Genomic DNA, 13338 nt, shown 5'->3' on the forward strand with positions numbered 1-13338 from the left:
GCGACCGTACCATAACTTGAGGGTGCTCTCGACTTCGTATGATGGGGGTATGCCCGCTGAGACCCGATCCCGCCGCTCCGACGCCCTGCGCAACCGCGACCGGCTCCTGGCGACCGCCGCCGACCTCTTCGCCGAACGCGGCTTGGAGGTGCCGCTCGACGAGATCGCCCGCAGCGCGGGCGTGAGCATCGGGACCCTCTACAACCACTTCCCGACCCGCGACGCGCTCTACAGCGCGATCATCCCCGGGCGCCTCGGCGCCCTCGACCGGATCGTCGCCGACGCGCTCGACGCCGACGACCCCTGGGAAGGCTTCGTCGCCTACCTCGAAGGCCTCTTCGGCCTCATGGCCCGCGACCGCAGCCTCAACGACGCGATCGCCCGGCGCCGACCCGCCGGCGACGAGGTCGCCGAGGCCTGCGCCCGCAACGTCGACGACGTCCTCGAGCTCATCGCCCGCGCCAAAGCGGGAGGCGGCCTCCGCGAGGACTTCGCGCCCTTGGACCTCGCCATGCTCGGCGCGGCCGTCTCCCAGGTGATCTGCGAATCGGGAGACTGGCGGCGCTTCCTGTCTTTCCACCTCACCGGAATCCGCGCTTCGACCGACACGACGAAGGGGTCCTTACCGCCGAACGGCGGTAAGGACCCCTCGATGCGCTCTCGCCCTAGACGGCCGGGGCCTTCGCGTAGACCTCGATCTCGCTGAGGATGATCCAGCCGACCGTGCCGCCGGTCCCGGCGGTCATGGCGACCCGGACCGCCGAGGTCTCGGCGTTCACCGCGACGTCGATGACCGGCGCCTCGCCGGTCGGCACGTCCACGACGTCACCGGCGTTCTGCCAGTTGCCCTCCGAGTCCAAGTACTGCACCTGCAGCGTGTCGGCATAGCTGTTGCGGCCGCCGTCGCTCCAGAAGTACGACACCACGCGGGTCACGTCGCGCGCCTCCGGCAGCGTCACCGTGATGGTGTCCTCGGTGTTGAACGGCCCCGACTTCCAGTTCGACCAGCCCTTGTCGGTCAGGTTCCCGTTCCGCAGGGCCTCGGTCGAGTAGCCCGGCTCCGTGTACGTCGCCGAGGTCGTCACACCGTCCTCAGTGGCCACATTGACCTCGATCGGGTCGGTCACCTCGACCGCGATCTCGGCCGGCAGCTCCGTCCCGTCGATCAGGGTCGCCGTGCCCTCCAGCGTCACCGTGCCGTAGTCGTCGAACGCGCCCTCGGGCGCCTCCTCCCACACCACCGGCACCGGCGCCTGCGTGCCGCGCTTGCCCACGGCCGTCACCGTGTCCGGCAGGTCCGGCGTGAAGCCCGGGTATGTCTTCGCCGCGGCCGGAGCGGTCTCGGCGAACGTGTCCACACTGACCTTCGCCTTGGCGCTGAACGTGTTCCCGAGCGGGTCCGTCGCCGTGCCCTTCACGGTCACCGTCCCCGGCTTGTTCCACTTCTTCGGGTCGGGCATGACCCACTCGACCGGCAGCGCCCCGCGCTCGCCGTCGCGGTACACGCCCGGCACCGTCGCAGGCAGCTCCGGCGTGAAGCCCGGCACCGTGTACGTGCTGATCTGCGCCGCGGCCAGCACCGTCTCATCGGTCACCGCCCAGCGCTGGTTGCTCGCCGCGGTCGGCGAGTACGTCTGCACCGGCGAACCGTCGGCGGTCGCCTCGCCCCACACGTCCAGCACCAGGCCCGTCGCCTTGTTCACCGGCACATAGGTGCCGTCGCCCGTGGTCGACAGGAACCACTGCGCCGCCTCGGACGGGTCGCCCTCGGCCGGCTCCAGCACCGCCAGCCCCTCGGACACCGCCAGACGGGTCCCCGTGGCGGCGTTCACGATCGAGTGCAGCTCCCGGTTCGAGAGGCCGTCGGTCAGGCGCTCGACCTCCCACAGCTGCTCAGCGCTGGAAGCGTCGTCCGTGCGCAGCACGATCCCCGAACCGTCCTCGGACGGCGCGATCGACTTGCCGCTCTGCACGCCGTCGAAGCGGTACACGTGGCCGTCCTGGACCAGCGCCGCGTCCTCGCTGACGCCCGAGGCGCCGTCGATCTTGAAGGTCGTCACCGACTTCGCGGGCACCGTCAGCGTCGCGGACGTGCCGTTCGCGACCACCGGCGAGCCTTCGACGAGCGCACCGTCGGCGCTCGTGGTCACCGGCGTCACCGTCGCGCCCGAGTCCACCGACCCGAACTTCGACAGGTCCAGCGTCAGGTGCACCAGGGCCTCGGAGTTGTTGGTGTACACCGCGACGGCCGCGTCCTCGGAGTCCTTGATCGCCGCCGTGGTCGAGGTGTTGTCCGTGCCGATGATGTAGTCGCCCGGCTCGATGTAGTGCGTGAAGTTCCGGATCGTGTCGAACTTCGTGTTCGTCTTGATCGGGCAGGTCTCGAGCGTGTCCTCGGCGGTGCAGCCGAACGGCAGCTGAATCGAGCCCCAGCTGTGCCCCAGCTCCGAGTTCTCCACCGGCTGCCACAGCACCCACGCCGACGGCTCCAGCTCGCGCAGGTCGTTCGTGATGAGGGAGGCCATGCCGAGGCCGTTCTCCATCGACGTGTAGTTCTGGCCGTCGACCCAGCTGCCCTCCACCTCGCTCATCCACAGCGGCTTGTCGCTGCCCTTGGCGAGGTCGCGCACGGCCGTGCGCTGGCCGGTGCCGTACGTGTGGACGTTCAGCTGGGCGACGTTCGCCCGCGACTCCTCGGTGTACGCGTTCCAGTTCGTCGCGAACTTGCCCGGGTTCGTCTCGTCCATCGCCGAGATCACGGTGTCCAGTTCGGACTCCGACAGCTCCGCGGCGAGCGCGTTGATCACCAGCTGCTGCAGCTCGGGCCCGGCGTGCGCGCCCTCCTGGCCGCCGCCGACCGGCTGCACGCCGTCGGAGCCGAGCCGGGTGCTCCAGTAGTTCGTGTTGGGCTCGTTGAGCGGGTCCACGGTGTCGAACTCGATGCCGTGCTCGGCCTCGACGTGCTCCATGACCTCGGTCAGGTACGTCGCGAAGTCGCCCACCGTGTCGGTGCGGATCTGGTCGGTGTTCGCGTCGAACCCGCCCGAGACGTAACCGGAGACCGTCTGGAAGTACGGCGGGGAGTTCGAGAACGCCTCCCAGTGGGTCACGTCGTCCTTGATCTGGTCGATCCACCAGCGCTGGTCGGCGTCGGCGTCCCAGTTCCAGTGCTCGGGGTTCTCCGGGTCCCACCAGTCCTTGTCCTCGTGGGTCGTGCCCTCGGGGGCGGCCCACCAGCCGGGGACGGCGGAGGCGCCGCCGCGCAGGTACTCGTTGTCGATGTTCGGGGCGTTTCCGCCGCCGATGTTGTACCTGGCGATGTTGAGGTTGAGGCCTTCGTCGCCGAAGACCATGTCCACCAACTGGTTCCGGATCTCGTCCGGGTAACCGCCGGTCGCGTTCGCGAACCAGACGAGGCTCGTGCCCCAGCCTTCGAACTGCTGGCCCTGGTACGAGGGGTCGAGGGTGACGCGCACGGCGGTCGCCTCGTTCTCCTGCGCGCTGGCGCCCGCATTGAGGAGCGGCAGCGCAGACGCGGCGATCACGGCGGCCAGGCCTACCGCACCGGCCGCGGCCAGTGGGCGCCCGCGCCTCGGTCGGGGAGATGACATCGTTGTCTCCTTCAATGGGGGGTGCAATCGAGTTATTTGAATATTGCACAAAACCCAACGCTTGTGAACACCCTTTGTCTAACGGATTGAAAAACATGGGCCTGGCACCGCTCCCGCCCGCGCCGCCGCCCGCGGAACGTCGTACCCCTAGGTCAGGGTTGATGCTTTTGCGAATTTGCGGCTCGCAGGCTTCGCCGAGGCCGGGGCCGCCGATGTCCGATTTGCGCAGACCCTCCGCTCACGTCTCACGGCGGCCGCACGATGTCGCACCCCCGAGGCAGGATGGCAACCGGGGGCCCGGCGATGTCCGATTCTTCCGGACCCTCCGCTCACATTTCCTGCCGCGAGCGCCGCGCGCTCCTCGCCACCCGCGTGATCGCCAGGATGCTCACGTCGTCCTCCATGCGCGCCGCGAACCGCTCCGCGTCGTCCCACACGAACTCGACCAGCCGCCGCGGCGACGGCACCACCAGGCCGTCGAGGTGATCCGCGAGCGGGTAGTAGTTCCCGTCCTCATCGCGCGCCTCGACCAGCCCGTCCGAGAACGCCAGCAGCGTGTCCTCCTCGCCGAACGCCACCGAGGCGATCCCGCTCGGCCGCACCGACTCCGCCAGCCGCAGTCCCAGCACCGGCGCGGGCTTCAGGTCGACCTCCTCCACCTGCTCGCCCCGCAGCAGCAGCGGCGGCGGATGCCCGCACGACAAGAGCCGCACCTCGCCCGTCTCCTCCGCGAACTCCGCCAGCAGCACCGTCGCGAACAGCTCTGGCACGTACCCGTGCTTCGCGTCCTCCAGCATCCGCCGCTCGAGCCGCCACGCCACCCCGCCCAGCTCCGCCTCGTCCAGGATCGCCTCGTGGAACACCGAGAGCACCATCGAAGCCGTCCCCACCGCCTCGAGCCCGTGCCCCTGCACGTCGCCGAGGATCATCCGCACCCCGAACGGGCTCGGCCGCACGTCGAACAGGTCCCCGCCGATCCGCGCGCCCTGCTGCGCCGAGTGGTACACCCCCGCGCACGCCAGGTCGCCCACCCGCTCGGGCAGCTCCGGCAGCACCGCCCGCTGCGCGGCCTGCGAGACGCTGAACAGCGTCACCAGTCCCGCCTCGAAGCGCTGGCGCGCCCACGAGATGCTGACGGCCGCAACGAAGATGACTGCCACGATGAAGGCGTCCACCAGGTCGAACCCCTCGGTGAACGGCAGCGGCGCGGCGAGGAGCGCGAACGCGATCGCGGAGATGAGCGCGGTCCAGCCCGGCCCGAGCACGAACGCGGCGAGCAGCGGGACGACCGCCATCGCGATGCCGGCGCGCAAGGGGTCGCGGGAGAAGACCTGGGTGACGATGCCGATGCCGAGGGCCACAAGCGGCAGCAGCCGGACCCACCGCGGAATGGCCGTGCCCGGCCGCAGTTCGCCCGCTCGCGGGACCGGCGCAGCCATGGCCCGAGTCTAGGCCGACTCGCGCCCGCTACCTGGTATTTCGAACAGGTCGAGTGAAGAATTAGGACGAGCGGCGCGAGTCGTACGCCGCATGCGAGTCGAGCACCTTCGGCATCTCCTCGTACAGGTGCACCACGAGCTCGCGCAGCCGCTGCTCGAGCCCGGCGCCGACCTCGGTGAGCCGGTATTCGACGCGGGAGGGGTAGCCCTCCTCGGGCGCGAGCCGGTCCACGATGCCGTCGCGTTCGAAGTGCTTGAGGCTCTGGGCCAGGGCCTTCTCGTTGATGCCCTGCACGGCCCGCCTGATCTCGCTGAACCGCTTCGGCCCCTCGTGCAGGGCGAGCAGCACGAGCGTGCCCCAGCGCCCGGTGATGTGGTCGAGGATGTTGCGCGATTCGCAGCCCTCGGCCTGCACTTCGAATCCGGGGAAGAGTTCGGTGGGCTGGGTGCTCATGACGCGATGTTACCTCGGCTACAGTACTTTCGAATTGATTGTGCTTTCATTTGGTAAGTGCAATGGTAGACCGAATCGCCAGCTGAAGGAGCATCGAAATGATCGTCGTCACCGGAGCCACCGGCCAACTCGGCCGTCTCGTCGTCGAAGGCCTCGTCGACCAGGTCCCCGTGGAGCAGGTCGCCGTCGTCGTGCGCGACCCCGCCAAGGCCGTGCGCTTCGGCGAGCTCGGCGTCGAGGTCCGCGTCGCCGACTACAACGAGCCCGCCACCCTCGCCGACGCCTTCAAGGAGGGGGAGAAGGTCCTCCTCATCTCCGGCAGCGAAGTCGGCCAGCGCGTGCCCCAGCACAAGGCCGTCATCGACGCGGCGAAGGCCGCGAACGTCGCGCTCCTGGGCTACACCAGCGTCCTCGGCGGCCCGGCCGCCGACTTCGAGCTCGCCCGCGAGCACCAGATCACCGAGCGGTACCTCATCGACTCGGGCCTCCCGTACGTGCTGCTGCGCAACGGCTGGTACCACGAGAACTACACCGGCGCCCTGGGCCAGGTCCTCGCGAACGGCGGGGTCCTGACCAGCGCGGCCGAGGGCGCGAGGATCGCGAGCGCCACCCGCGCCGACTTCGCGGCGGCGGCGGTCGCGGTGCTCACCACCGAGGGCCACGAGAACAAGGAGTACGAGCTCAGCGGGGACGACGCCTGGACGTACGAGGAGTACGCGGCGGAGGTCTCGCTCCAGCTGGGCGAGGATGTCGCGGTGAACCGCGTCCCGGGCGAGCAGCACCGCGAGATCCTGGTCGGCGCGGGCGTGCCCGACCCGTTCGCGGCGATCCTCGTCGGCGTCGAGGACGCGATCTCGCGCGGCCTGCTGGCCGTGCAGACCGGCGACCTGTCGAAGCTCATCGGGCGTCCGACGACCCCGATCGCGCACTCCATCACCGAGGGTCTGCGGGCCGCTCAGGCGTAGGCAGGCGACGAGCACGGCCCGCGGGGTGGTCCCCGCGGGCCGTTCCGCTGCTCAGATGTCGATGTGGGAGCCCATGATCACCGTCCGCTCGCGTGGGAGCTTGAAGTGGTCGGCGGCGTCGGCGGTGATGTGCGAGGTGGCGATGAACAGGCGCTTGCGCCATTTCGCCATGGTCCTCTTGGGGCCGGGGCGCAGCTGGATCGTGGAGAGGAAGTACGTGGCGTCCTTGAGCTTGAGCTTGCGTCCCTCGGACTGGCGCGATTTGACCAGCCGCAGGGCGGCGGGCACGTCCTGGGACTCCATGTAGCCGAACCGGGCGGTGACGTGGATGATGCCGTCGTGGGCGAGGCCGAGGTCGTCGACGATGACGCGGTCGGCTTCGGCGACGCGCGGCACCGGTTCGACCTCGACGGAGAGGATGACGATCTGGGCGTGGCGCACGTGGTTGCGCTCCATGTTGGCGCGCATGGCGAGCGGCGCGGTCTCGGCGCCCCGGTTGAGGAACACGGCGGTGCCGGGGACCTGGGCGACCTTGGGTTCGCCGGCGTTGAGCCGGTCGATGAACTCGGTGAGGGCGCCTTCCATGCGGCTGCGCTTGGCGGTCACGATCTCGCGGCCGCGCTGCCAGGTGACCATGACGGTGAACGCGGTGACGCCGATGACGAGCGGGAGCCACGCGCCGTGCACGATCTTGGTGCTGTTGGCGGCGAGGAACAGCAGGTCGAAGGCGAGCAGGAGGCCGCCGCCGGCGAAGACGAGCCAGCGCGGCGCGTGCCACTGGGTGCGCGCGATGTAGAAGAACAGCAGCGTGACGATGGTGATGGTGCCGATGACGGCCATGCCGTACGCGTACGCGAGCGACGCGGAGCTGCGGAACGCGAACACGAGCGTGAGCACCGAGAGCATGAGCAGCCAGTTGATCCAGGGCACGTAGATCTGGCCGATCTCGTGCTCGGAGGTGTGGGAGATGCGCAGGCGCGGCAGGTATCCGAGTTTGGAGGCCTGGGAGGCGACGGAGTACGCGCCGGTGATGACGGCCTGGGAGGCGATCACGGTGGCGGTGGTGGCGAGCACGAGCAGCGGGACGCGGCCCGACTCGGGGGCGAGGAGGAAGAACGGGCCGCTCACGTTGGCGGGGCTCTCGAGGATCATCGCGCCCTGGCCCATGTAGTTGAGCAGGAGCGCGGGGAAGACGAGGAAGATCCAGCCGGCGGTGATGTTCTTGCGCCCGAAGTGGCCCATGTCGGCGTAGAGGGCTTCGGCGCCGGTGAAGGTGAGCACGACGGCGGCGAGCGCGAAGAACCCGATGTGGAAGTGCCCGAAGAGGAATTCGACGGCGTAGACCGGGTTGAGGGCTTTGAGGATGTCGGGGTGGTGGGCGATGCCGCCGATGCCGAGCGCGGCGAGGGTGAGGAACCAGACGATCATGACGGGCCCGAAGAGCCGCCCGATGCTCGCGGTGCCCTTCCGCTGGAAGACGAAGAGCAGCACGATGATGACGGCGGTGAGCGGGATGACCCAGGATTCGAAGCTGGGGTCGATCACTTTGAGGCCTTCGACGGCGGAGAGCACGGAGATCGCGGGGGTGATCATCGAGTCGCCGAGGAACAGGGACGCGCCGAAGATGCCGAGGGCGGCGAGGACGAGGCTCGTCTTGCGGCCGCGTCCGTCGGTGTGGCGGCGGATGAGGGTGATGAGGGCCATGATGCCGCCCTCGCCGTCGTTGTCGGCGCGCATGGCGAGCATGACGTAGAAGATCGTGACGGTGATCATCATCGACCAGAAGATGAGGGAGATGAGCCCGAAGACGTTGTTGTCGTTGATCGGCACGGGGTGGGGGTCGGCCGGGTTGAACAGGGTCTGCAGGGCGTAGATCGGGCTGGTGCCGATGTCGCCGAAGACGACGCCGAGGGCGCCGACGGCGAGGGCGAGCCTGAGGGTGCCGCGGGGCGTGGCGGCGTGTCTGGCGGGCGCGGGCTGCGGCTCCGGTGCCGGGGCGGGATCGGACGTGCTCGCGTCGTACTGGGCGGTCACGACGGTTACTCCTTCTCGAGGATCGGCGCCATCGGTCCGATCCGACCGATGGACGATACCGCGCGAAATGGGTTCCCGACCACCGAGTGACGTAATCCGGAACACCTTGTGACCTGGGAGTCGGCCCCGGTCGCCGCCGGGGCCGGGCTCCTACCGGAAGGACTCGGCGTGGTCCTTCGCCCATTCGGCGAACGTCCGGGCGGGACGGCCGGTCACATCGGCAACGCTCGGGTAGACCTCGCGCGCGAACGGGGGCGGATCGGCGCGCCAGTCGAGCACGTAGTCGATGGCGTGCTCCTCGATGCCCATGGCGCGCATCCGCTCCTTCGCGCCCTCGGGGTCTTCGGCCTCGTACCGCACCTCGCTGCCGAGCGCGGCGGCGATGGCCTCGACCTGCTGCGGGACGGTGAGCACTTCGGGGCCCGTGAGCATGTACGCCTGCCCGGCGTGGCCGTCCTCGGTGAGGGCGCGGACGGCGACGGCGGCGATGTCGCGCACGTCGACGGGCGAGTGGCCGACCTCGCCGTAGGCCTCGCGCACGACCCCTTCGGCGCGGATCATCTCGGCCCAGCCGAGCGCGTTCGACATGAACTCGCCGGGCCGCAGGTGGGTGTACTCGAGCTCGGAGTCTTCGACGGCCTCCTCCACCGGCCCCGTGTGGCCGTTCCAGAGGAGGGTCACGCGCCGCACCCCGGCCTTGACGGCGGCGTCGACGAGGTCGCGGCTGTTCGGGACGGTGGTGTTGCCGGGGCCGAAGGCGGTCATGAGGTGGAGTGCGGTGACGCCTTGGAGCGCGGCTTCGAGGCTCGCGAAGTCGGTGAAGTCCCCCGCGCGGACGTCGACGCCGGCCGGTAGGCCCGCGTCGGCGGGGTCGCGGGTGAGCGCCCGCACGGGTTGGTTCGCGGCGTGCAGCTGCTCGACGAGGTGTCGTCCGACATTGCCGGTCGCGCCGGTGACGAGGATGGTCATCGCAGTTCCCTCTCGGTTGGCCGGGGCCGCGGGCACGGTCCCTGTGGTGGCCGGGCCAACGCTAGAACCGCAGGGGCGCAATGCCATCGGACCAGCGGCGGGGAAGCGGATGCGCCGCTGGTCCTAAGACTCCTGCCGCTCGGGCCGGACCGCTTCCACCGCAGGCGATTCGGGGGCAACAAGCTCTGCCGTTTGCTCAGGAACGTCCTGCTCGGCCATCGAACTGTTGTCGAGCACATCGTCGTCGTGCAGCGGGTCGGTCAGGTGCGCCCGGTCGATTCTCGCCCGGCGGTCCATTTCGCCGCTCTCGCGCACCAGGTCCCAATAGGCATCGACGAAGCTCGGCATGAACTTGCGCGCGTTGTCCTGCCACATGTACGTGAAGTATCGGGTACGCGGCCAGATCTCCATCCAGGAGACCCACTTCCGCCAGATCTCCTTGTCGAGCATTCCGTACTGGTTCACCTTGTGCGCCTGCTCGAACAGCTCGATCGCATACCGGATGTAGCGGTAGCCGCGCTGCTCGTCGGGCGTCATGATGCTCCAGGCGCCCCAGTCGCGCGATGCCTGCGCCGCATCGAGTTCGCGCTTGCGTTCGGGGTCCAGCGGCTCCCAGATCAGGTTCAGCGCCGGGTCCTGATCGGCCATCTTCAGCAGCTCGGTGTGCTGGTTGAGCAGGCTCTGGTACAGCTCGAACTCGCGGAGTTTGCTGTCGCCCTTCAGAGCCTGGCTCTGTAGGCGCATTTGGTAGCCGAGGAAGGCAAGGGTGACGATCACGCCGATCGCCTGGACGGCATCCCAGTCCACAGCGAACTCCTTAACGGGAGAAGGGGATCTTCAGTATAGGGAGCTGCCGCAAGTGATGCCTGTCGATAAGTTCAGGGGCTTGGATGCCTTGAGTGAGTAGAGCAGCGGGATCCGCGGCTGCCCGGGTGGCGGCCCCCACCAGCCGTCCGCGCCTCGCTCGAAGTTCGCGAAGTGGCGGAAGACCGTCCTGTCGTGCTCGTGCAGGAACTCCAGCCGCAGTCCCGCCACCGCGAGCGCTGACAGCACGTCGCCGAGGCTGTGGATCCACTCGATCGCGGTGTTGTGCACCGTGGGCGCCGATCGGTCCGAGTCGGTGTACGTACCCGGCGCCTCGCGCACCATCGCCTGTGAGGTGATGTAGTCATGCACGAATCGCGTGCCCGTCGCCTCGTCGAGCACATGCGTCACCGGGTGGAACTCATTGAGGTAGAGAATCCCGCCGGGGATCAGGAGATCCGCGACGATCCGTGCCCACCGTCCGATGTCGGGCAGCCAGTTGATCGACCCCATGCTGACGTAGACGACGTCGAACTCCGTCTCGGGCAGAGCGTTCGGTGCGTCGTAGAGGTCGGCGACCGTGAACGCCGCCTCAGTCGACGAGAATCCGAGTTCAGCCGCGAGCTCGCGCGCCCGGCCGATTGCCGACTCGGAGAAGTCGAGACCTACGACGCGCGAGGCGCCGCGCCGTAGCCACGTCAGGGTCTCCTGCCCCATGTGGCACTGCAAGTGCACCAGGCGCTTGCCCGTCACGTCGCCGATCTCACCGGGCTCGAAGTCCATGAGCACGTCGTCGCCCTTGAGGAACCCGTCAATGTTGTACGAGGCGCTAACGGCGTGGATGTCGACCCGCTCGTCCCAAAGCGCATGGTTCCGGTCGCGCCAACCGGTTTGATCCCCTTGGTTCCCCATGCGGATCAGTTTAAGCCAGGCGTGGTGCGACCCGGTCCGGCGCATGCCGCGCCGGACCGGGGAGCCTCAGCGCTTCATTAGGGCGAAGATGCCCCATCCGAGGTAGTCGCGCTGGTATCGCACGTGGTTGCGGCGCTCGACGTCGAGCTTGTGCCGCATCTCCTCGGCGAGGTCGTGGCCCGGGTTCTCGTCGAGCCAGCGGCGGATGTTCAGCCAGTGCGGGGCCGCGTACCGGTCCCAGCTGTCCTGGTCGGCCAAGACCATCTCGACGACGTCGTAGCCGATGGCGTCGAAGTGGTCGAACAGCCCCGCGAGCGAGAACAGGCTGTCCTTGGTCTCGGCGTAGCAGCCCTTGACGGTCGCCTCGTCGGGCGGGTCCTGCCGCCAGTAGCACTCGCCGATGAGCATGAGGCCGCCCGGCCGCAGGCTCTGCTCGAGGAGCGCGACGGTGCCGGCGGTGCCGCCGCCGATCCAGCTGGCGCCGATGCACGCGGCGATGTCGACGGGCGCGTCCGCGACGTGCCCGGCGGCGTCGCCGTGCACGAACTCGCAGCGGTCGGCGACGCCGAGTTCGGCGGCGCGGGCCTTGGCGCGCGCGGTGAACGCGGTGCTGATGTCGACGCCGGTGCCGCCGATCCCGAAGTCGCGGGCCCAGGTGCAGAGCAGCTCGCCCGAGCCGCTGGCGAGGTCGAGCATGGTCTGGCCGGGCTTGAGGCCGAGGCCCCGGCCGAGTTCGGCCTGCTTGCGGCTATCGACGGGGTTGTGGATGCGGTGGCTGCTCTCGGCGATGACGATGGAAAGTGGGAGATCCACAGTGGTCCTTTGCTTTCGATGAATTGATGACGGTGTCGTGGAGCGGTCGGGCGAGGCCGGCCGCGTGCGCGTGGACCTTCAAAAAATCATCTCCAGAAGTCGTGGACCTGCGTTGACCGCCGCACTGTACGACCCGAGCGACCGTCGTGTCGAGCGGATATCGCCCTGATAGCGTTTTCGGCATGAGCGAGCCGATGCCGTCCGCCTTCCCGCTGCGCCTGCCCGAGATGCCGCTGCACGACCCCTACGTGGTCGCCGACGCGGAGTCGGGTCTCTACCACCTCTACACCGCCAGCCAGGGGTTCACCGCCACGGCGACCGGCCCGCTGTCGAGCGCCGGGGTCGGCACGATGTGCTACCGGTCCCGCGACCTTCTCAACTGGGCCGAGCCCGTGCCGGTCTTCCTTGTCGCCGAAGAGGAGTCGCCGTGGGCGATGCACGGCGCGTGGGCACCCGAGGTGCACCGCCGGAACGGCCGCTGGTACCTCTTCACCACCCTGCACAACACCGACGTGCCGCTGCCGGTGCCCGGGCCGGGGGAGTACGGCACGCCGTTCCCGGTCCCGAACTACCGCCGCTCCACGATCGTCGCGGTAGCCGACGCCCTCACCGGCCCGTTCCGGATGCTCAAGCCCGACGCGCCGATCCTGCCGCCCGAGCTGATGACCCTCGACGGCACGCTGTTCACCGACGACGACGGCCGTCCCTGGATGGTCTACGCCAACGAGTGGCTGCAGCGCATCGACGGCACCATTGAGGCGTTCCCGCTCAACGACCGCCTGGACGCGGTCGCGGGCGACGCGGTGCTGCTCTTCAAGGGATCGGACGCCCCCTGGCTCACCCGCGAGATCCCGGCCGGGGTCCCGCACCAGCTCGCGCCCTACGTGACGGACGGCCCGCAGCTGGTCCGCGCCCCCGGCGGCGCCCTCGTGTGCCTGTGGTCGACCTACGAGAAGAACCGCCTCACCCCCGGCGGCGTGGACGGCGACTACGTCCAGACCTGGGCCGTGTCCCCCTCCGGCCGCCTCGAAGGCCCTTGGGAGCAAAGGGAACCGCTCGTGCGCGGCGACTCCGGCCACGGGATGCTCTTCACCACCTTCGAAGGCGACCTCATGCTCGTCCTCCACCGCCCCTTCACCGGCGCGCGCGGCAAGCTCTACGAGATGGCCTGGGATGGCGACGACCTGCGCGTGGTGCGCCAGCGCACCGACCTCGACGGCGACTGACCTCGGACGGCCGCGACCGCCGCACCTCCTTGCATGGGGTGGACCGTGACACATCGTGTCGGTGCATTTCGGCTTTTCGGGGCAAACCCCTATAGTTGGAGAGGCCAACGC

Annotated in this window: 11 protein-coding genes; 3 read left to right on the top strand and 8 right to left on the bottom strand. The window is 69.2% G+C overall.

The features are described 5' to 3' along the window. The first annotated feature begins 49 nt into the window (after positions 1-49). Complete coding sequence (locus AB0K52_RS18745) at positions 50-706, top strand: TetR/AcrR family transcriptional regulator (protein WP_363533688.1); 657 nt, start codon at positions 50-52, stop codon at positions 704-706. Here AB0K52_RS18745 and AB0K52_RS18750 read toward each other — a convergent pair. The 3 genes from AB0K52_RS18750 to AB0K52_RS18760 all read right to left on the bottom strand — a co-directional run bounded on the left by AB0K52_RS18750 (position 666) and on the right by AB0K52_RS18760 (position 5504). Further along, positions 666-3611: an RICIN domain-containing protein gene (locus AB0K52_RS18750; protein WP_363533691.1), complete on the bottom strand. Its 2946-nt coding sequence runs from the start codon at positions 3609-3611 to the stop codon at positions 666-668. The two genes, AB0K52_RS18745 and AB0K52_RS18750, sit on opposite strands and share 41 nt — an antisense overlap. A 329-nt stretch (positions 3612-3940) precedes the next feature. After that, positions 3941-5050, bottom strand: a complete 1110-nt coding sequence (locus tag AB0K52_RS18755; RefSeq protein WP_363533693.1) for a PP2C family protein-serine/threonine phosphatase — start codon at positions 5048-5050, stop codon at positions 3941-3943. Between the two features lie 61 nt (positions 5051-5111). Continuing rightward, positions 5112-5504, bottom strand: coding sequence for a helix-turn-helix domain-containing protein (locus tag AB0K52_RS18760; protein ID WP_363533696.1), 393 nt, complete (start codon positions 5502-5504; stop codon positions 5112-5114). 98 nt (positions 5505-5602) lie between these two features. On the opposite strand from AB0K52_RS18760, the gene AB0K52_RS18765 reads away from it, so the two are divergent. Next, the gene (locus AB0K52_RS18765) at positions 5603-6469 is read left to right on the top strand and encodes an SDR family oxidoreductase (protein WP_363533699.1); all 867 of its coding nucleotides are present in this window, start codon (positions 5603-5605) and stop codon (positions 6467-6469) included. A 51-nt stretch (positions 6470-6520) separates the two neighbouring features. Here the strand turns inward: AB0K52_RS18765 and AB0K52_RS18770 are convergent, their stop codons facing one another. From AB0K52_RS18770 to AB0K52_RS18790, 5 genes are all read right to left on the bottom strand, one after another. After that, on the bottom strand, positions 6521-8503 hold the full coding sequence (locus AB0K52_RS18770; RefSeq protein ID WP_363533702.1) for a potassium transporter Kup: 1983 nt from the start codon (positions 8501-8503) through the stop codon (positions 6521-6523). Between the two features lie 150 nt (positions 8504-8653). Next, complete coding sequence (locus AB0K52_RS18775; RefSeq protein WP_363533705.1) at positions 8654-9472, bottom strand: NmrA family NAD(P)-binding protein; 819 nt, start codon at positions 9470-9472, stop codon at positions 8654-8656. Positions 9473-9595: 123 nt separating this feature from the next. After that, positions 9596-10279 carry a hypothetical protein gene (locus AB0K52_RS18780; RefSeq protein WP_363533707.1) on the bottom strand — a complete coding sequence of 228 codons (684 nt, stop codon included), beginning with the start codon at positions 10277-10279 and terminating at the stop codon, positions 9596-9598. A 30-nt stretch (positions 10280-10309) separates the two neighbouring features. Next, entirely contained in the window at positions 10310-11188 is an 879-nt protein-coding gene (locus AB0K52_RS18785; protein ID WP_363533710.1) for a class I SAM-dependent methyltransferase, read from the bottom strand. Positions 11189-11254: 66 nt separating this feature from the next. Then, entirely contained in the window at positions 11255-12001 is a 747-nt protein-coding gene (locus AB0K52_RS18790; RefSeq protein WP_363533713.1) for a methyltransferase domain-containing protein, read from the bottom strand. A 182-nt stretch (positions 12002-12183) separates the two neighbouring features. On the opposite strand from AB0K52_RS18790, the gene AB0K52_RS18795 reads away from it, so the two are divergent. Further along, complete coding sequence (locus tag AB0K52_RS18795) at positions 12184-13227, top strand: glycoside hydrolase family 43 protein (protein ID WP_363533716.1); 1044 nt, start codon at positions 12184-12186, stop codon at positions 13225-13227. Positions 13228-13338: the final 111 nt, after the last annotated feature.

The sequence above is a fragment of the Glycomyces sp. NPDC049804 genome, assembly GCF_040674615.1.
Classification (GTDB): Bacteria; Actinomycetota; Actinomycetes; order Mycobacteriales; family Micromonosporaceae; genus Glycomyces; species Glycomyces niveus.

What these genes read in the sequence shown, in the direction of transcription:
- AB0K52_RS18785 (WP_363533710.1), bottom strand. Translation starts at nt 11,188, where the DNA reads ATGGGGAACCAAGGGGATCAAACCGGTTGGCGCGACCGGAACCATGCG.
- AB0K52_RS18755 (WP_363533693.1), bottom strand. Translation starts at nt 5,050, where the DNA reads ATGGCTGCGCCGGTCCCGCGAGCGGGCGAACTGCGGCCGGGCACGGCC.
- AB0K52_RS18765 (WP_363533699.1), top strand. Translation starts at nt 5,603, where the DNA reads ATGATCGTCGTCACCGGAGCCACCGGCCAACTCGGCCGTCTCGTCGTC.
- AB0K52_RS18750 (WP_363533691.1), bottom strand. Translation starts at nt 3,611, where the DNA reads ATGTCATCTCCCCGACCGAGGCGCGGGCGCCCACTGGCCGCGGCCGGT.
- AB0K52_RS18775 (WP_363533705.1), bottom strand. Translation starts at nt 9,472, where the DNA reads ATGACCATCCTCGTCACCGGCGCGACCGGCAATGTCGGACGACACCTC.
- AB0K52_RS18760 (WP_363533696.1), bottom strand. Translation starts at nt 5,504, where the DNA reads ATGAGCACCCAGCCCACCGAACTCTTCCCCGGATTCGAAGTGCAGGCC.
- AB0K52_RS18795 (WP_363533716.1), top strand. Translation starts at nt 12,184, where the DNA reads ATGAGCGAGCCGATGCCGTCCGCCTTCCCGCTGCGCCTGCCCGAGATG.
- AB0K52_RS18745 (WP_363533688.1), top strand. Translation starts at nt 50, where the DNA reads ATGCCCGCTGAGACCCGATCCCGCCGCTCCGACGCCCTGCGCAACCGC.